This is a genomic window from Methylobacter tundripaludum SV96, assembly GCF_000190755.2.
GTDB lineage: Bacteria > Pseudomonadota > Gammaproteobacteria > Methylococcales > Methylomonadaceae > Methylobacter_A > Methylobacter_A tundripaludum.
Map to the genome: position 1 here is coordinate 721,582 of NZ_JH109152.1, position 19,152 is coordinate 740,733.

Annotated in this window: 19 protein-coding genes; 14 read left to right on the forward strand and 5 right to left on the reverse strand. The window is 48.2% G+C overall.

What is annotated here, in order from left to right; genetic code table 11:
* The first annotated feature begins 28 nt into the window (after positions 1-28).
* The 7 genes from METTU_RS03270 (at position 29) to METTU_RS03300 (ending at position 6,354) form a co-directional block, all read left to right on the forward strand.
* Positions 29-277 carry a PA3496 family putative envelope integrity protein gene (locus METTU_RS03270; RefSeq protein ID WP_006889867.1) on the forward strand — a complete coding sequence of 83 codons (249 nt, stop codon included), beginning with the start codon at positions 29-31 and terminating at the stop codon, positions 275-277.
* A gap of 206 nt (positions 278-483) precedes the next feature.
* On the forward strand, positions 484-2,424 hold the full coding sequence (gene pgaB, locus METTU_RS03275) for a poly-beta-1,6-N-acetyl-D-glucosamine N-deacetylase PgaB (protein WP_006889868.1): 1,941 nt from the start codon (positions 484-486) through the stop codon (positions 2,422-2,424).
* A 61-nt stretch (positions 2,425-2,485) separates the two neighbouring features.
* Positions 2,486-3,814, forward strand: a complete 1,329-nt coding sequence (gene pgaC / locus METTU_RS03280) for a poly-beta-1,6-N-acetyl-D-glucosamine synthase (RefSeq protein WP_006889869.1) — start codon at positions 2,486-2,488, stop codon at positions 3,812-3,814.
* A complete protein-coding gene (gene pgaD / locus METTU_RS03285; RefSeq protein WP_006889870.1) occupies positions 3,811-4,257 on the forward strand; it encodes a poly-beta-1,6-N-acetyl-D-glucosamine biosynthesis protein PgaD in 447 nt (148 codons plus the stop codon). Before pgaC ends, pgaD begins: the two co-directional genes overlap by 4 nt.
* 207 nt (positions 4,258-4,464) lie before the next feature.
* On the forward strand, positions 4,465-5,235 hold the full coding sequence (locus tag METTU_RS03290) for a hypothetical protein (protein ID WP_006889871.1): 771 nt from the start codon (positions 4,465-4,467) through the stop codon (positions 5,233-5,235).
* The gene (locus tag METTU_RS03295) at positions 5,235-5,741 is read left to right on the forward strand and encodes a type II toxin-antitoxin system VapC family toxin (protein WP_006889872.1); all 507 of its coding nucleotides are present in this window, start codon (positions 5,235-5,237) and stop codon (positions 5,739-5,741) included. Before METTU_RS03290 ends, METTU_RS03295 begins: the two co-directional genes overlap by 1 nt.
* Before the next feature lie 76 nt (positions 5,742-5,817).
* Complete coding sequence (locus METTU_RS03300) at positions 5,818-6,354, forward strand: flavin reductase family protein (RefSeq protein ID WP_006889873.1); 537 nt, start codon at positions 5,818-5,820, stop codon at positions 6,352-6,354.
* A gap of 121 nt (positions 6,355-6,475) precedes the next feature.
* Here the strand turns inward: METTU_RS03300 and METTU_RS03305 are convergent, their stop codons facing one another.
* From METTU_RS03305 to METTU_RS03315, 3 genes are all read right to left on the reverse strand, one after another.
* Positions 6,476-6,904: a YcgN family cysteine cluster protein gene (locus METTU_RS03305; protein ID WP_006889875.1), complete on the reverse strand. Its 429-nt coding sequence runs from the start codon at positions 6,902-6,904 to the stop codon at positions 6,476-6,478.
* Between the two features lie 40 nt (positions 6,905-6,944).
* Positions 6,945-7,778 carry a PHP domain-containing protein gene (locus METTU_RS03310; protein WP_006889876.1) on the reverse strand — a complete coding sequence of 278 codons (834 nt, stop codon included), beginning with the start codon at positions 7,776-7,778 and terminating at the stop codon, positions 6,945-6,947.
* Between the two features lie 75 nt (positions 7,779-7,853).
* Positions 7,854-9,707 carry an ABC transporter ATP-binding protein gene (locus METTU_RS03315; protein ID WP_006889877.1) on the reverse strand — a complete coding sequence of 618 codons (1,854 nt, stop codon included), beginning with the start codon at positions 9,705-9,707 and terminating at the stop codon, positions 7,854-7,856.
* A gap of 83 nt (positions 9,708-9,790) precedes the next feature.
* On the opposite strand from METTU_RS03315, the gene METTU_RS03320 reads away from it, so the two are divergent.
* The 7 genes from METTU_RS03320 to lysS all read left to right on the forward strand — a co-directional run bounded on the left by METTU_RS03320 (position 9,791) and on the right by lysS (position 18,008).
* A complete protein-coding gene (locus METTU_RS03320; RefSeq protein WP_006889878.1) occupies positions 9,791-11,737 on the forward strand; it encodes a transglycosylase SLT domain-containing protein in 1,947 nt (648 codons plus the stop codon).
* 82 nt (positions 11,738-11,819) lie between these two features.
* Positions 11,820-12,335 carry a 3-hydroxyacyl-[acyl-carrier-protein] dehydratase FabA gene (fabA, locus tag METTU_RS03325; RefSeq protein WP_006889879.1) on the forward strand — a complete coding sequence of 172 codons (516 nt, stop codon included), beginning with the start codon at positions 11,820-11,822 and terminating at the stop codon, positions 12,333-12,335.
* Between the two features lie 11 nt (positions 12,336-12,346).
* On the forward strand, positions 12,347-13,570 hold the full coding sequence (gene fabB / locus METTU_RS03330) for a beta-ketoacyl-ACP synthase I (protein ID WP_006889880.1): 1,224 nt from the start codon (positions 12,347-12,349) through the stop codon (positions 13,568-13,570).
* 72 nt (positions 13,571-13,642) lie between these two features.
* A complete protein-coding gene (gene ttcA, locus METTU_RS03335; RefSeq protein WP_006889881.1) occupies positions 13,643-14,497 on the forward strand; it encodes a tRNA 2-thiocytidine(32) synthetase TtcA in 855 nt (284 codons plus the stop codon).
* A complete protein-coding gene (locus METTU_RS03340) occupies positions 14,469-15,218 on the forward strand; it encodes an SAM hydrolase/SAM-dependent halogenase family protein (protein ID WP_006889882.1) in 750 nt (249 codons plus the stop codon). The genes ttcA and METTU_RS03340 overlap by 29 nt, the downstream gene beginning before the upstream one ends.
* A gap of 159 nt (positions 15,219-15,377) precedes the next feature.
* Positions 15,378-16,476 (forward strand): peptide chain release factor 2 gene (gene prfB / locus METTU_RS03345; RefSeq protein WP_006889883.1). Its coding sequence is split into 2 segments (ribosomal slippage): positions 15,378-15,452 and positions 15,454-16,476, totalling 1,098 coding nucleotides; the frame shifts between segments, so codons are not numbered across the junction.
* Between the two features lie 32 nt (positions 16,477-16,508).
* Positions 16,509-18,008, forward strand: coding sequence for a lysine--tRNA ligase (gene lysS / locus METTU_RS03350; protein ID WP_006889884.1), 1,500 nt, complete (start codon positions 16,509-16,511; stop codon positions 18,006-18,008).
* Positions 18,009-18,174: 166 nt separating this feature from the next.
* On the opposite strand, the gene gloB is transcribed toward lysS, so the two are convergent.
* Both gloB and METTU_RS23955 read right to left on the reverse strand, forming a co-directional pair.
* Positions 18,175-18,939 carry a hydroxyacylglutathione hydrolase gene (gloB, locus tag METTU_RS03355; RefSeq protein ID WP_006889885.1) on the reverse strand — a complete coding sequence of 255 codons (765 nt, stop codon included), beginning with the start codon at positions 18,937-18,939 and terminating at the stop codon, positions 18,175-18,177.
* Entirely contained in the window at positions 18,933-19,121 is a 189-nt protein-coding gene (locus METTU_RS23955; RefSeq protein ID WP_217182773.1) for a hypothetical protein, read from the reverse strand. The genes gloB and METTU_RS23955 overlap by 7 nt, the downstream gene beginning before the upstream one ends.
* Between the last annotated feature and the right edge of the window lie 31 nt (positions 19,122-19,152).

Sequence of the window (19,152 nt, forward strand, 5' to 3'; positions counted from 1 at the left end):
AATTTTTAAAGCCAGATTAATTACGACTATGAAAGTATCTAAATCCGTACCCGATAAATCCGCGCCTGAAGTCGGTGCCGACAAAAGCAAAGATGAAGTTGATCTTGATATTGAAGGCTTCGATTTGGGTTTGAGCGGTGAATATATAACGCTTCCTAACGAAAGCGAGCGCGCGGCAAAAAAGATGGCTGCGCGCAGAAAAATTGAACTGTATTGGGAGAAAAAACGTTTGCAGGAACAGCTCGGTGATTTTTATGACGAGGATCTTGATTTTTAATTCAGTCATATCAAGAGGGCTGGGCGGCGTTTATTTGGCGCGTGGAAATAATAGACTTTTTTGTTAAGTAACAGCTTGTTGAACGGATTTTGTGGTCGGGAACTGATCATGCAATCATGTTCAACCGATTATTCAATCCGGTTTGCACATTTTTCGGTTAATATTGTCACCCGTTGGCGAGTTTTTCTTTTTTCAATCCGGATGTCATGACCATTTTTACACCTGTTACAGCAGTCAATTACTTAAATAAAGCGTTTTTGTTGTTTTTTCTTATCGGTTTTTTTGGTTACGCATCTGCCAAAGAGCATCACTTTTTGGTTCTCAATTATCACGACATCGTCGGGGCGGAAGGCGCCAAGCCGCCTTTTAATTCGATGGATGTCAGTGTCGATCATCTTGAAGAGCATCTAGGCTGGTTGAAACAAAACGGCTACAAGATTGTCAGCGTGCAAAATATTCTCGATGCAGCAGCGGGGAAAGATACGTTACCCGATAAAGCCGCGCTGTTGACCTTTGATGACGGCTATCTGAGCTTTTATACCCGCGTCTTCCCGCTATTAAAGAAGCATCATTATCCGGCTACGGTTGCGCTGGTGGGAACCTGGATGGACGGCAACGTCACTGCGGACGAGCCGGGCAAGCCATTGCTCAACTGGGAGCAGGTAAGAGAAATGGTGCAGTCCGGTTTGGTAGAGGTCGCCTCGCACAGTTACGACCTGCACAAAGGCGTGAATGCCAATCCGCAAGCCAATTCTCAGGCAGCGGCGGTTACCCGGCTGTATGACGACCCGATGCTGGTTTACGAAACCGACGAGCAGTATCGCGAACGTATCAATGCGGCTCTGTTGAAAAGCGCCGAGTTCATTTTTCAACATGCGGGCGTCAGACCCAGGGCCATGGTTTGGCCGTATGGAGAATATAACCAAATCGCCGTGCAGGCGTCGCGTGAAGCCGGAATGCCGATGACGATGGGGTTGGTGGACGGCTTTAATACGGTGGCGGATATTAGCGCGTTGCGTCGCTTGATTATGGTCGATAATCCCGATCTCAGCCAATTTGCGGAGCTTGTCACCGGGATGCGTACCGGCAGGTCTTTGCGGGTAGCACATCTGGACCTGGATTATCTTTACGATGAAGACCCCGAGCAAACCGAGCATAATCTGGATGCCGCGATTCAGCGCATCAAAGACATGCATATCAACACGGTTTATTTGCAAGCCTATGCCGATCCTGACGGCGACGGCAACGCCGATGCGTTATATTTTCCCAATCGCCATTTGCCGGTAAAACAGGACTTGTTCAGCCGGGTTGCCTGGCAATTAAAAACCGTAGCCCGAGTGAAAGTTTATGCCTGGATGCCGATTATGGCCTATCAGGGCAAAGCGCCGGAATCCTGGTATGTTCAGGAATGGCGGGACGGCAAGGCGCAAAACGCCAGCCATGTTTATACCCGGTTATCGCCGTTCAATCCCGAAGCGCGCCAGTATGTGGCCGAAATTTACGAAGACTTGGCCAAGCATTGTAGTTTTGACGGTATTTTATTTCATGACGACGGCATTTTATCGGATTATGAAGATGTATCGCCGGTAGCGTTGGCTTATACGAAAGAGGCGTGGGGCCTGCCCGACCAATTCGAACAGTTGCATGCGACCAGCAAAATGCGCATGGCGTGGGCGCAGCATAAAACCGAATTGATCAACCAATTTACCGACGAGCTGGCGAGTCGGGTGCGTATTTATCGACCCGGCATAAAGACCGCGCGTAATTTTTATGCGCTGCCGTTGTTAAAGCCTTACAGCGAAGAATGGTACGCGCAGTCGTTTAAATCCTTTTTAGCGCATTACGATTATGTCGCCATCGAAGCCATGCCTTTTATGGAAGAGGCGGAAAACCCCAAGCAGTGGCTCACGCAATTGGTAAAAACAGCGGCTAAACAGCCCGACGGCCTTAAAAAAACCGTGTTCGAGCTGCAATCGATCAATTGGAAAACTGGGCAGAAAATTCCGATGCCGGTCTTTATCGGGCAACTGGAGCTGCTGAAAAAATTGGGCGCCGGCCACATTGGCTATTATCCTGACAATGTTTTTGAGGATCAGCCGCGCCTGGCTGATTTACAACAACATTTCTCACTTCCTATCCAGCCTTAATCATGAATTTTGTTTTAATCGACCTGAATAGGGCGGGCGATGCCGTTTGCCCTGAAAAACCATGAATATTTCATTGCAAAACGTGATCGCAATACTACAGAGCCAATGGCATGATTTTGTGACTGCATGGGAACCGCTGGATGGCACCATCGAAGGATTCATTTATTACTATCCTTTGTTTATGGCCTATATCTGGATGTTCGGCGCGATGATTTTTTATTTTCGTCATGAATGGCGTCAGCAAGGTAATGCCGAACATCTGCCCGAATTAACCGAGCAGCCGCCGGTTTCGATTTTGATTCCCTGTTATAACGAAGGGGACAATATTCGTGAAACCGTAGAAATTTTGTTGCGCCAGAAATACCCGGCTTTCGAAATTATCGCCATTAATGACGGTAGCAAGGACAACACGCTGGAAATATTGCAGGAGCTGGCCGAACAGCATCAGCAACTACGCGTGGTCAATTTGCACACCAATCAGGGTAAGGCGATGGGCTTGCGTACCGCCGCGTTACTGGCCAACAATGAAATCCTGATTTGCATCGACGGCGATGCGTTGCTGGCTCCCGAAGCCGTCGCCTGGATGGTGCGGCATTTTCAGGATAACCCGAATGTCGGCGCGGTCACCGGCAATCCGCGCATACGCAACCGCTCCACACTGTTAGGCCGGATTCAGGTCGGCGAATTTTCAGCCATCGTCGGCATGATCAAACGGGCGCAACGGTCTTACGGACAGGTCTTCACCGTCTCCGGCGTTATTGCGGCATTTAGAAAATCCGCATTGCACGATGTCGGTTATTGGAGCAACGACATGGTCACCGAAGACATCGACATCAGCTGGAAGTTACAGCTGGCCGGTTGGTCGATCTACTTCGAACCGAACGCCTTGTGCTGGGTGTTGATGCCGGAAACCCTGCATGGCTTGTGGAAGCAACGATCACGCTGGGCGCAGGGAGGAACCGAAGTGTTGCTACGCTATTTTCGCGATCTGTTTCGCTGGTCGTCGCGGGGCATGTGGCTGTTATACGGCGAATGCCTGATCAGCATCTTCTGGGCGTTTTTGATATTGCTGCACGTGCTTTACGCCCCCGTGGCATTGTTTAACGAATCGACCAGCGAATCGTTGCACGATCTCAGCCCCAACTGGACCAGCATGTTGCTGAGCCTGACCTGTCTTATACAATTCGGCGTCAGCCTGTTCATAGATTCGCATTACGAATCCCGTACCGGCGGCGTCGCGCGGTATTATTACTGGATGGTATGGTATCCCCTGGTGTACTGGCTGATAAACGTCGGCACCACCATTGTCGGTTCGGTTCGGGCGATAAAAAAGAAACGCGGACAACGTGCGATATGGGTCACCGTGGACAGAGGCTTGCGCGAGAAATGAAAGAATACATTATTAACGCCCCGCAGCTGCAAAGCCTGCAAAAACGGGCAGGGGCTTTATTTGTTTGGGCCGTCTGTTGGGTGATGTGGGTTTATTTGTTGATTCCCTTGGTTACCTTAAGCAGCTGGGTACTGGGCGATAGAAAGATGATCAACGAAATGCGCTGGTTTGGCGGTTATAAAAGCCTGCTGGAACTGATGCAGATTTACGTTGTAACTTTGTTGGTAATGGTTGCGCTATGGTTATGCTGGATAAGTTATCGCAAATTCCGGAGCAGGGCGATGCTTCCGGCAGCTCATAAAATCGTTAACGACGCAGAGCTGTGCGCGTTTTATCAAGTGAAAGCCGATGAACTGCAACAGTGCCGGAATGTGCCAATGATTACCGTTTATTTTGACGATCATGGGCATATCGTCCATCTTGATCCGCATATAGATCGATAACTCTTAAATATTAGCTATCCAGATTATTTTGTCGCTGTTACTATCATATAAAATGGGTGGCTAAAAACACGCCTACGGGCTAGGTTCAATAAAAATAATTAAGTAGATGAATTTATGAAGAATATACAAGTTAGGTTTTTATAAGATAATCAATGTTGTATATATCTCGTTAGCCTTGTTAGCGAGTTCCGCGTACGGTGCATATAGATGGATGAAGAGATAAAAATAAGATTAAAAGGCGAAGGAATAAGCCCAGGCCTAATTCGCTCTAAAGAAATCGCAGAGATTCTTGAATCTGTAGAAGATATGGTTGTGGCAGAAGCTTTGAAAGCTGACCCTACTTTATCTAAGGAGCATATAATTGTTGGAATATATGCCATTGAGGATAAAAGTATTGGTTTAAAATTTAAAACAACAATGGCGTCAGTTGTAATTCCTGCCTTTTTAGCTACAGCTGAGGCTATAGGAAATGGGGATTTCGATTTACTTACACCGCAAACAGTTAAATCATTGCAAGTTATTTCTAATTTTTCAAAAAAACATACTTGTAATGCAATCTTTGGGACTGGTGAGAAAATCGAAATAGCGACTATTACACCGAATACTCAAATACCATTTCCAACCTTTATTGAAGGTTGGTCAGAAATAGTTGGAAAGGTTATACGTGTTGGAGGAAAAACACCTAAGGCAATGATTGAACTTACTGATGGAGCAACGATGTATTGTGAAGTGCCGGAGAACATTGCAAAAGAACTTGGACATCAGCTTTATTCATTAGCTAGATTTTACGGTCAAGCCAAATGGGATTCAAAGACTCTTGAATTAGAGGAGTTTCAAATAACTTCTGTAGAGGAATTTAAAAACATGGATCCTAAGTTAATGTTTAAGGAGTTGGCTAATATATTGGGTGAGCAGTTTACTAACGTTAGAGATGTTGAAGAATATGTTTCACATCTCCGATATGAAGGAGATGTGTAATGAAGCTTGTATGTGTTGACAATCATCCGCTTATTTGGGGAATTCGAGAATACGCTGCTGATGGACAAGAGACAATGATTCATAGAACTAAAGCTTTCTTTGATGATTGTCGCAAAAACAAAATAATAATTATGGTTCCATCTATTGTTGTAGGTGAATTACTCACTGCAATCGAACCTAAACACCATCCTTTGATTATTAATTTACTTAAAAATAGTTTTCAAATTCTACCTTATGATACTCAAGCTTCGGCTCTTTTTGCCAAACTATGGAGAGAGAAAAAAGAATCAGGGCTAGTTGATATTATCAAAGATGAATTGCAAGCAACTAGACAGGAATTAAAAGCAGATTGTATGATTGTTGCAACTGCTATCGCAAAAAACGCAGCAGTCATTTATAGTCATGACAAAAAACTCAAAAAGTTTGCAAATGGAAATATTGACGTAAGGGAAATACCCCTCCTTCAATATCAAGAAAGTTTGGATGTAGAGTTAGAGGAAGGTTAACAAGCAGCTACAGAAGTCTTGTAATTGAAATCAAACGCAGCTTATAACGTGTTTACCAAGAAACAAGAGGTGCCTTATGTCGAAAGAAACCTTTCCACTGTACAAGGTCTACGGTCTGCTTGAGCCGGGGCCGGTTGTACTGGTTTCAACCTCCAGGGAGGGCCGTGCGAACATCATGACTATGTCATGGCACACCATGATGGAGTTTGAGCCGCCGCTGGTAGGTTGCGTAATCAGCAATGGGGACTTCACCTTCGATAGTTTGACAGCAAGCAAGGAATGCGTGATCAACATTCCAACGGTGGAACTGTCAAAACAGGTCGTAGACTGCGGGAACTGCTCAGGTCGAACGGTCGACAAGTTCAAGGAGTTTGGCCTCACGCCAGTGGCCGCTTCGTGCGTCGATGCGCCGCTTATCGACGAATGCTATGCCAATCTTGAATGCAGGGTCGTCGATGAGAAGATGGTCGCCAAATACAATCTCTTTATCCTTGAGGTTGTTACAGCCTGGATTGACCCACGGAAGGAACATCCGCAGACGATTCATCATCTGGGGGAAGGCGCGTTCATGGTTGCCGGTGAGACGATCCACTTGCCTTCCAAGATGAAATAACTTCGCTTAATTGCGCGATCGGTATCTACATAACTGTTTTTCTCATCCCTGTGTTCTGGATTCGCTTCGCGCTCTAACGGGTCCGGCAATCCCTGCCGGAATGACGACGATTTGTGAAACATTACTCCAACCATTCGATAATGTGGTCTTCCAGGTCATCGATTTCAGATTCTTTCATCGCATAGCTGCTGATTGAAACACCGGCATCCTGAACACTTTCGGCGCTTTTTGATAGCAGGGGATGCCAGGATGGCAGATCTTCGCCATCGCTCAATAACCGGTAAGCGCAGGTTGCTGGCAGCCAGTTGTATTCGGCAAAGTCGTGCTGTTTTAAGTCCAGGCATTCGGGGACTAATTGGGTGCGTTCGGTATAACGGGTGCAGCGACAAGTATCCAGATCGATCAGGTTGCAGACGACGCTGGTAAAGTAGATGTCGCCGGTGTCTTCGTCTTCCAGTTTGTGCAGGCAGCATTTGCCGCAGTTATCGCATAATGACTCCCATTCTTCGGTGGTCATTTCAGATAGTTTCTTGGTTTCCCAAAAGTTCATAGGATAGCTCTCATTAACAGGCTGGGGTTACGGTTGGACATTAATTAAGCAGATCCCATACCGGTTTTATTTTCTCGGGTAAAGGTGCAAGTCGGCCTAATTCCACCCATGGATTGGCCGGGTTGTGAAAGTCGGAACCAACTGAACCGGCCAGTTCAAAGCGCGTTGCGTAACCGGCAACCAGTTTTATTTCGTCGCTATTATACCGACCCGTTACGACTTCTATGCCTTGGCCTCCGGCTTCCTTGAATGCGGCTAACAGCCGTTTCATCCAACTGGCGGTCAGTTTGTAGCGCAAAGGGTGCGCCAATACCGCAACGCCGCCGGACCCCGTAATCCAGTTTATTGCCAGCTCCATGTCAGACCAGGTCGTAGGAACAAAAGCGGCTTTTCCGGCGCCAAGATAGCGGTCGAACGCTTCCTGCTGGGTGGAGACATGGAATTGCGAAAGCAGGAAGTCGGCGAAATGGGTGCGGGTGATCATACCTTCTCCGGCGGCTTTTTTGACGGCTTCCAGCGCGCCGGGAATACGTTTTTTTTCCAGCTTATCGGCGATTTTTTCGGCGCGTTCGGTACGCATGGTTTGCAGGTTGCGGGTGGCCTCGGCAAGCGGCGGATAGGCAGGATCAATACCCAACCCGACAATGTGAAAGCATTTATTCTGCCAGCTGGTTGACAGCTCTATGCCGGGTATTAATTTGATGCCTGCAGCGTCTGCCGCGGCTTGGGCTTCGTTGAGTCCCGAGACGGTATCGTGATCGGTTAAAGCCAGCGAGGTGACGCCGCATCCATGGGCGCGCTGCACGACTGCCGTGGGCGATAATGCGCCGTCGGAAGCGGTGGAGTGGCAGTGTAGGTCGTAGTTTTCAGTCATAGGTTTTCTAGGTTAAGGGGGCAAGGTTAAAGGCGGCTTAAGGGAGTTGATTTGTCCTTACACCTTTCACCTGTCTCACTGATACTCGCCGTAAAGTTTTGCATAAAGGCCGTTTTGGCTGAGTAGGGTTTCATGTTGTCCGTGTTCGCAGATTTGACCTTGTTCAAAAACATAAACGTGATCGGCTTGTTTAACGGCGCTCAGGCGATGGGCGATAATGATGGTGGTGCGGCCTTTTAAAAATTCCGCCATCGCTTGATGCAGTTTGTGCTCTGTTTCGCTGTCCAGCGCTGAGGTGGCCTCATCCAGTATAACCACTTTGGGATCGGCGACGATCATTCTGGCAATGGCCATGCGTTGCCGCTGACCGCCTGAAAGCCTCATGCCCTGCCGGCCGACGATGGTGTCCAGTCCTTTGTCCAGATCCTTCACGACATCGTTTAATTGCGCGATAGCCAGTGCATTCCATAATACGGCATCGGTAGCCGGTTTACCCAGGGTCAGGTTGGCGCGGATAGTGTCGTTAAACAGGACGGGATGTTGTAGCACGGTGACGACGTTTTCCCTGACCACTTCGAGGCCGATGCGGTCAATGGGGACCTCGTCGAAATAAATCTGGCCTTGGTCGGGCGGGTAGAGGCCGATCAGGGTTTGTATCAAGGTCGATTTGCCGCCGCCGCTGGCGCCAACCAGGGCAACCTTTTCGCCAGCCTTGATTTTTAACTGGATGCCGTCGAGTATTTTTTCATGCCGGTCTGTCCTGCCCGGCACCCTGCGGGTAAATGCCAATTCGCTCCCGGCGAATTGGTCATCGCTGTAGCTAAAATGCAGATTTTCTACGCGTAAAGAGACGGTTTTTTTATTTAAAAACGGGTTTTCAAGGTGAGGGTAATGCGGTTCTTGTTTCAGCGCATTAAGGCGGTTGATGCGGGTCAACGCGGCTTTGGCGGCATAAAAGGCGTATTGGATACTCAGGATTTCCTGCACCGGAGCCATCATGAACCACAGATAACCGAACACCGCCAGCATTTGCCCGATGCTGAGATCGGAATAAAACACCATCAGCATCGCGCAGGCGCGAAATACGTCAAAGCCGAACAGGAATACCAGAAAACTCAAACGCGTTGCCGCATCGCTTTTCCAGGCGAAAGCGGTCGAAAAATCCCTAACCGACCGGGCCGATTCGATCAGCTGCTGGCAATAATGTTTCTCGCGATTGCTGGCGCGTATTTGATGGATGGCTTCCAGCGTTTCAGTCAAGGATTGCTGGAAAACTTCATACGCTGAGTTTTCTCTGGATTTAAGGTCTTTGACGCGAGAGCCGATCACTCGGGTGAAATAAATAACCACGGGATTTAGCAGCAGGATAAATAAACCCAGCTGCCAGTGCATCCATAATAAAATAACCGCTGTGCCGATAATGGTCAGGCCGGATACCAGCAGCTTGCTGACGGTAGTGCCGATAAAGGTGTCAATCGTATCAAGGTCTTTGACCAGATGGGTTACCACCGTGCCGGTGCCCAGGCTTTCATATTCGGACATCGAAATGTTTTGCAAATGCCCGATCAGGTTAGTGCGGATGCGGAACACAATATCCTTGGCAATGCAGGAAAATTGCCGGGACTGAATGATGTTGAAAATGATCGCAATAATGCGCAGGACGACGCTGATCAGCAAAATAACGCTGATGTAAAGAATGGGAATTTGCCAGCTTACCGGGAACAGCAGGTTGACGGTTTTAATGATAATGCCGGGTTTATGCAACAGCACTTCATCGACCAACAGCGGCATCAGCAACGGCACCGGAACGCTGGCAATGGTTGCCAGAATGGCGATAAAATGAGAGGCAATCAGTTCTTTTTTGTGTTCTAAAGCAATTTGGTAGATAGTGTTCCAACTGTAAGGTTGGGTAGCCTGTTTTGATTGCACGGGATTAGATAGGGATGTTTGTACGAGCGCTTGATTATATCTGTCTGAAACATCTTTAGGAATATATTTACTGTGAGTGAAATATGAAACACCTGCGTGGAAAACTGTTGTTGTGTCTGGTGCTTTTTTCCGGTGCAGTACTTGGCAATACTCTGAGCCAGCAAAGAAATGACTTTTTGCAGGCGGAAAAACTGCTTGCGCAGGGCAATAATGCTGCGATCTTGGACATCAGCGCCGCCGCCTTGATCGATTACCCCCTATATCCCTATCTGCAATACCAGTGGCTGAAAGATAATTTACAGCAAGCCGACCGGGTTCTGGCTTTTTTAGCAGCCCATAAAGAGACCCGTTATGCCGGATTATTGAGGTCTAAGTGGCTGGATTATCTGGCTAAAAATGAGCGTTGGAACGATTTTATCCGGCATTATGAAGCAACTGAAAATACTGCGCTTGAATGTCAGTACAATCTGGCAATCTATAACACGGGCAATCAACAGCAGGCATTAAATGCAGCCAAACGCTTGTGGGTTACCGGGGATTCGCTGCCGGAAGAATGCGATCCGCTGTTGTCGGTATTGATGATGTCGCCCGGCTTTACGCCGGAACTGATTTGGCAGCGATTTGAGTTGGCCTTGAATAAAGATAATGTCTCGGTGGCCGAATACGTGCGCCGTTCGTTGAGTAGTGCAGATCAGAATGTTGCCGATGTATGGTTACGAGTTCACCAAAACCCTGCGTTAATCGAAAATAGCGGCTTTTTGAGTCCGCAAATGGGGCGGCTTTTCGCCCATGGCGTTGATCGGTTGGCAAAGTCCGATTTGAGTCTGGCTGTTAAGCTTTGGGACGACAGAAAACACGCTTTCCAGATAGATGACCAAACCGTCCGGCAGCTGGATCGCAGTCTCGCGATCGGCTTGGCACGCAGCCGAAAACCGGACGCTTATTATCGCCTTAGTCAATTGCCTGTTGTCGATGTGGAAGTCAATGAATGGAAAGTCAGGGCGGCTTTGCTGGAACAAAACTGGCAGCATGTTGCCGAGGCGCTGGCGGGTTTGACGGCTCAGGAACGGCAGGATCCTAAATGGCAATACTGGCTGGCCAGGTCGCTGGATCAAGCCGGAAACTCTTTGCAATCGCAGGATGTCTACACCAAGCTCGCTGAAGACCGGAGTTTTTACGGGTTCCTGGCCGCCGACAATGTTCATAAGCCTTATCAATTTTCCAACAAACCGGTTTTTCTGGCGGAAAATGAACTCGAAAAGCTGGCCAATGAAACTGATTTTAAAGTGGTTCGGGAGCTTAATTTACTGAACAGAGACGCGGAGGCCGAACGGCAATGGTGGTATGCGGTAAAAAAACTGAGCAAGGAGCGGCGCATGATCGCTGCCAAATTGGCTCAGCAATGGCACAAGGATCAAATCGCGATTGCTACGTTGGTTAAAGCCGATTATTGGGACGATCTGGCGTTGCGATTTCCCGTTTATTATTCGAGTCAGGTTCATAATAACGCCTACTTGCATAATCTCGATCCGGCCATTGTTTTCGGCCTGATTCGGCAGGAAAGCATCTTCAATAAGGATGCCGAGTCAGCCGTTGGCGCGCGCGGCTTAATGCAGGTCATGCCCAGGACGGGGATGCAGATAGCCCGTGATTTAAAGGAAAAATGGCAGTCGGACAACAGTCTGTTTAATCCTGATGTTAATGTCAGGTACGGCGCTTTTTATTATAAGCAGCTGCTAAAACAGTTTCATGGGCACTTTGCATTGGCAATTGCCGCTTATAATGCGGGCTCCGGGCGGGTGTCAAAATGGTTGCCGAGTGTTGCGTCCATGCCGGCAGATATTTGGATAGAAACTATCCCGTTTAAAGAAACCAGGAAATATGTCACTTCTGTGCTTTCTTACGCCATTATTTATCAGCAACTCATACTCGGTAATTGCACCATGCATGACTCTACCTCTTGCATCCCTGCAGTCGAAAAAAAGGGCTTGAAGATGAAGGAATTGATGCTTGATGTATTGCCCGGCTAAAATTTGAGCTGATTTTTTTTGATGGCTGTTAGATAATGCACAGTTTAGAATAATAATAATTACGTTAAGGTATATAAAGAGTATGGGGAAACAGCACAGTTTTACGCGCGAAGAATTGTTGAAGTCCGGCAGGGGAGAACTGTACGGGCCGAAAAATGCGCAATTGCCTCTACCGAATATGTTAATGATGGATCGTATTACCCTTATTACCGATGAAGGTGGTGCATACGGAAAGGGCGAAATCATTGCTGAGCTGGATATAACGCCTGATTTATGGTTTTTTGACTGTCATTTTCAAGGCGATCCTGTGATGCCCGGTTGTTTGGGGCTGGATGCGATGTGGCAGTTGGTCGGCTTCTTTTTGTGCTGGATGGGCGGTCCCGGTAAAGGACGCGCCTTGGGTGTGGGTGAAGTTAAATTTACCGGACAAGTGTTGCCTACGGCCAAGAAAGTGACTTATCGGGTCAATTTAAAAAGAGTAATTATGCGGAAGTTGGTTATGGGTATCGCTGACGCCACCATGGAAGTCGATGGCAAAGTGATTTATGAGGCTACCGATTTGCGGGTTGGTTTATTTACTTCCACCGAAGATTTTTAGAGGCGTTAACAATGAAAAGAGTCGTAGTAACCGGTTTAGGCATTGTTTCCAGCATAGGGAATAATCGAACAGAGGTTGTCGATTCCCTAAAGGAAGGCCGTTCAGGAATTGCTTTTGCAGACGTTTATCAGGAAATGGGTTTCCGCAGTCATGTGCATGGGCCTATCAATATAGATTTAGACGCATTTATCGACCGTAAAATAAAACGCTTTATGGGCGATGGCGCTGCGTTTAACTATATTGCCATGCAGCAAGCGATTGATGATTCCGGCTTGGGTGAATCAGAAGTTTCAAATTTCAGAACCGGATTGGTGATGGGTTCCGGTGGTCCTTCAACTTCGAACATTGTTGAAGCGGCTGATATTCTGCGCGAAAAAGGCATCAAAAAAGTGGGGCCGTATATGGTGCCCAGAAGCATGTCCAGCACCAATACTGCATGCCTTGCGACACCTTATAAAATTAAAGGCGTCAATTACACAATCAGTTCGGCGTGCGCGACCAGCGCTCACTGTATCGGTCATGCGATGGAATTAATCCAGATGGGCAAGCAGGATGTGGTGTTTGCCGGTGGCGGTGAAGAAGTGCATTGGACCATGTCGATGTTATTTGACGCGATGGGCGCTTTGTCTTCCAAATATAATGACACTCCGACAACAGCTTCAAGGCCTTATGATGAAACCCGCGACGGTTTTGTTATCTCCGGCGGCGGCGGTGTGTTGGTGATCGAAGAATTGGAACATGCCAAAGCGCGCGGCGCGAAGATTTATGCGGAATTGACCGGTTACGGCGCAACGTCCGACGGTTACGACATGGTTCAACCCTCAGGCGAAGGCGCTGTACGCTGCATGCAGCAGGCGATGGCGACGATCAAGGACTGCAAGATTGATTATATCAATGCCCACGGCACCAGTACGCCGGTTGGCGATACCAAAGAACTTGAAGCCTTGCGCAACGTATTCGGTCAGGATGACGTGCCATTAGTCAGTTCCACAAAATCGCTGACAGGTCACGCATTGGGTGCGGCGGGTGTTAATGAGGCGATTTATTCGTTGTTAATGATGGAAGAAAACTTCCTCAGCGCATCGGCCAATATCACCCAGCTTGATCCGGGTGCGGAAGGCATTCCGATCGTGCGTGAACGTAAAGACAACATTACGTTAAATACCATTATGTCGAACAGCTTCGGCTTCGGCGGCACCAACGCTACACTGATCTTTCAGCGTTACAACGGCTAACGCGTTGTTTATCGGGGTTCGAATATTCGAGCCCCGCATTTCTTTTCTCTCAAATACTTCATATCTCTGACCATGTCAGATCCAAACCAAAAATCCAGAATCCAGTTTAATAAACTACAAAAACATTTGCGACACACGGTTGGCGATGCGATTGCCGATTACAATATGATCGAAAATGGCGACAAGGTCATGGTGTGCTTATCCGGTGGCAAGGATTCATTCACCTTGCTGGACATCCTGATGCACTTGCAAAAAACCGCACCGGTTGAGTTTGAACTGATCGCGGTCAACCTGGACCAGAAGCAGCCCGGTTTTCCCGAACACGTCCTGCCGGAATATCTGGCATCGCTGGACGTGCCGTATCATATTATCGAAAAGGACACCTACAGCGTGGTCAAACGGGTTATCCCCGAGGGCACCACCACCTGCGGCCTGTGTTCACGCTTGCGGCGTGGCACCTTATACGGTTATGCCGAAGCCAATAATGTCACCAAAATAGCCTTGGGCCATCATCGCGACGACATTCTTGAAACTTTTTTCCTGAATATTTTTTACGGCGGTAAATTAAAAGCGATGCCGCCCAAGTTGTTAAGCGACGATAAGAAAAATATTATCATCCGGCCCTTGGCGTACACCCGTGAAAAAGACATTGAACGGCTGGCCGCATTTAAAAACTACCCGATTATTCCCTGCAACTTGTGCGGTTCCCAAGAAAACCTGCAACGCCAGGCCATGAAAGTCATGTTAAAAACTTGGGACAAACAGTTTCCGGGACGCTTGGAAACCATTTTTACCAGCCTGAAAAATGTCGCGCCTTCGCAGTTGGCCGATACGCAGTTATTCGATTTTGCCGGGTTAACGCGGAGCCGGCAAGCTGAAGAGCAGGTTATGACATTTAATGCCGGTTTGGATGTGCTGGCGCAATAACAGCATCGTCCTTTTTACCGATTTTGGGCCGTCAGGTCCTTATATCGGGCAAATGGAATCGGTGTTATTGCAAGCCGCGCCGAATGTGCCTGTTATCAATTTGTTGAGCAATGCACCGACAGCCGATCCTCGATTAAGTTCCTATTTATTGGCCGCATTGCGCCACGGTTTTCCTGTAAACAGTATTTTTCTGGCCGTGGTTGATCCAGGTGTCGGTGGCACACGCAGAGCCGTTGTTTTACAGGCTGATGGACAAACGTTTGTCGGGCCGGATAACGGTTTGCTGAATACCGTCGCCGTTCAGGCTCAAAATGCGCAATGGTCGGAAATTATCTGGAAACCGGAACATTGCTCAATGAGCTTTCACGGCAGGGATCTGTTCGCCCCTGTTGCCGCAAAGTTGGCCATCAATGCGGCAGACGATTTATTACAGCCATTTGACCGAAATGATTTAAGCGATTGGCCTCAAGATTTGGCGGAAGTGGTTTATTTCGATTATTACGGCAATGCGATGACCGGCTTGCGGTATCACGAAGGATTAGCAGGCAAGATTTTAAATATTTACGATATTACGATCAAACAGGCCGATACTTTCGGCGCTGTCGAAGAACAACAGGCTTTCTGGTATAAGAACTCCAGCGGTCTGGTCGAAATTGCGGTCAATAAAGGCCGTGCAGAACAGCAACTGGGCTTGAAATTGGGAATGGAAATCGGTTTTTAGTCGATTGATAGCTAAAGTCGTTGTCCCAATGGCCTTAAGCCGGCAACTTGGGATGAACAGCCCTCGCTTATAGTTTATAATCACCCTCTGTTTAAAGTTTTTATCGACCGGCGTACATACGTGCGTTTGGTCTTGACTGTCATTGGTTAAATACACCCCATGCAAGAAATAAATCCGATCAAAAACAAAATAGCCGACTTAAAAAGCCGTGGCGATGCCCTTAGGAGGTATCTTTGACTTTGACGTCAAGAGCGAGCGTTTAGTCGAAGTTTTAAGAGAGCTGGAAAACCCGAAAATCTGGGATAACCCGGAAGAAGCGCAAGCTTTGGGCAAAGAGCGCGGCCAGCTGGAAGTCATCGTTAACACCATTAATGACCTGGAACGCGGCCTTAGCGACGCTGAAGAACTGCTGCTGATGGCGGTTGAAGAAGACGATGAAGAAACGGTTGAAACCGTCGTCGATGATCTGGAGCACTTTGAAAAAAGAGTCGCAGACTTGGAGTTCCGCCGCATGTTCTCCGGGCAAATGGACGCCAATAATGCCTTTTTGGACATACAGTCCGGCTCCGGCGGTACCGAGGCCCAGGATTGGGCGTCAATCATCGAGCGTATGTACTTGCGCTGGGGCGAACAGAAAGGTTTTAAAACCGAATTGATTGAAGAATCGCAAGGTGATGTGGCCGGGATTAAAAGCGCCACGATCAAATTTGAAGGCGAATATGCGTTCGGCTGGCTGCGCACTGAAACCGGCGTGCATCGCTTGGTCAGGAAATCGCCGTTCGATTCGGGCAATCGCCGCCACACCTCGTTCGCCTCAGTGTTCGTGTCGCCGGAAATTGATGACGATATAGACATCGACATCAATCCCGCCGATATACGTGTCGATGTCTACCGAGCCAGCGGCGCGGGCGGTCAGCATATCAACAAAACCGAATCGGCCGTGCGAATGACCCACAACCCGACCGGAATTGTCGTGCAATGCCAGAGCGACCGCTCACAGCATAAAAACCGCGATACCGCGATGAAGCAACTGAAAGCCAAGTTGTACGAGCTGGAAATGCGGAAACGCAGCGAAACGGCTCAGGCCTTGGAAGATACCAAGTCGGATATAGGCTGGGGCAGCCAGATTCGTTCCTATGTGCTGGATCAGTCGCGGATCAAGGATTTGCGCACCAATGTAGAAACAGGTAACACCCAAGCGGTTCTGGATGGCGACCTGGATCAGTTTATTGAAGCCAGCTTGAAGAGCGGCTTGTAAAAATTATTAAAACTAAAGAGTTAACAAATAAAATGTCAGAAATCGAGCACGACGAACAGGAACAAATCAGGCAACGCCGCAGCAAATTGAATGAGTTGCGCGAAAACGGCGGCATTGCTTTCCCTACCGATTTTCGCCGCAATGTGGTTGCAGGTGAACTGTTGGCCGAATACGGCGAAAAATCCAAGGAAGAGCTTGAAGCGGAACCGTTGCGGGTAAAGCTGGCCGGGCGCATGATGACCCGTCGGGTGATGGGTAAAGCCAGCTTCTGCCATATTCAGGATATGTCCGGCCAAATACAGCTTTATGTGACCCGCGATGCACTGCCCGAAAGCTTTTACAATGAGCAGTTCAAAAAGTGGGATATTGGCGACATCGTCGGCGCGGAAGGCGTATTGTTTAAAACCCAGACCGGCGAACTCAGTGTCAAGATCGATGATATTCGCCTGCTGACCAAAGCCTTGCGCCCGTTGCCTGAAAAATTCCACGGCATTGCCGATCAGGAAATCAAATATCGCCAACGTTATCTCGATTTGATTATGAGCGAGCAATCGCGTAATACCTTTTTGATCCGTTCCAAGGTGGTTGCTTATATTCGCCAATTCCTGATCGAGCGCGATTTCCTGGAAGTTGAAACGCCGATGATGCAGATGATCCCCGGCGGGGCAACGGCGCGTCCTTTTACCACCTTTCATAATGCGTTGGACATGGAGCTGTATCTGCGTATCGCACCGGAATTGTATTTAAAGCGTCTGGTGGTCGGCGGTTTTGAACGGGTGTTTGAAATTAACCGCAACTTCCGCAATGAAGGATTATCGACGCGTCATAATCCCGAGTTCACCATGCTGGAGTTTTATCAGGCTTACGCGGAATATCATGATTTAATGGATTTAACCGAAGCCATGTTGCGCGGTGTCGCGGTTGAAGTGTTAGGGCAAACGGAGATTACTTATCAAGGCGAGCAATACGATTTCGGCAAGCCGTTTGACCGCATGACTGTGTTCGATTCGATTCTGCACTTTAATCCGGATTTAACGGCGGAAAATATCGCCACCCGTGAAGCCGCCGTTGAAGTGGCTAAAAATCTGCATATTCCGGTCAAGGACGGCTACGGTTTGGGCAAAATCCAGATCGAGATATTTGAAAAAACCGTGGAAAGCCGGTTGATGAATCCGACGTTTATTACCGCTTATCCGGTTGAAGTATCGCCGTTGGCAAGGCGCAATGACGATAATCCGCATGTCACGGATCGCTTCGAATTTTTTGTCGGCGGTCGGGAAATCGCCAACGGCTTTACCGAATTGAACGATGCCGAAGATCAGGCGGCGCGTTTCCAAAAACAGGTCGAAGAAAAAGAAGCCGGTGATGATGAAGCGATGCACTTTGATGCCGATTATATCGTCGCACTGGAACACGGCATGCCGCCAACGGCAGGCGAGGGCATAGGCATAGATCGTCTGGTCATGTTATTTGCCGATGCGCCGTCAATACGGGATGTGCTGTTGTTTCCGCATATGAGACCTAAGGGTTAATGAACTGATTAATTCACCACGAAGGCACGAAGAAAAAATATAAACTTCGTGTTCTTCGTGTTCTTCGTGCCTCGGCAACCGCTCCTGCGTCGCCTAAAGCGCCTACTGTTGGTGCTCTACCTCCTGCATCCATGCAGTCGTTCGCGGTGCATCTTTATGATTTCAGTTAAAAATTGTCCTTCAATCGCCTGACTTCTGCAAAAACCTCCGCCGGCTTTTTGTTCGCCATCTTAATAGTTTCCTGTAAGGCCAAACTATCTTCCCTGAAAAAAGGATTGGTCGCCAGTTCCTGCTCTATCGTCGACGGCACCGTCGGCAAGCGGTTTGCCCTCAGCTGATTGATGACATCCATTCTTTGCTGTAACTGCCGGTTATCAGGTTCTACCGTTAAAGCAAACCGGCCATTGGCTTGTGTGTATTCATGGGCGCAATAGATTCGGGTTGATGTGGGCAACGCCTTTAATTTCTGTAATGAATGCCACATCTGTTCAGCAGTGCCTTCAAACAGTCGGCCGCAGCCCATTACAAACAACGTGTCCCCGCAAAATAGCGTGTTGTCGTCGGCAAAATGATAAACAACATGGCCGCTGGTGTGTCCGGGAGTCGAGATAACTCTGGCGGTATGCTTGCCGAGCGTTATCTCATTGCCGTCAACAACCCCGCGATCTATACCGGGGATTCTATGCTGGTCAGAAAGGGGGGCAATAACCGTGCAGCCGGTTTTTTGCTTCAGCTCCAGATTGCCGCCCACATGATCCGAATGGTGATGGGTATTCAAAATGGTAGTTAGCTGCCAGCCTTTTTGGTCCAGAACATTCAGAACCGGCTGGGCAACAGCGGGGTCTACAACAGCGGTTTCACCCGATACAGGGTCGTGAACCAGATAAATGTAGTTATCGTTTAAGACGGGGAGTGTCAGGATGGTTAACATACTTTTAAGTCCTCATAAGCGTCTAAATTAAAGGGTTCATTTTCAGATATGAAGATGAGATACCCTAACACAAAATCGCCTGTCGGATGGAGTTCTAAACCTCGCCCAACAAATGAATAATTTAAGGCAAAGTATCTTGCTCGTTTGTGTGGAATGTCTTTTTTATTTACAATTAAATTCAATAAAACAACGGGTTATTTGATTTTAACCGCA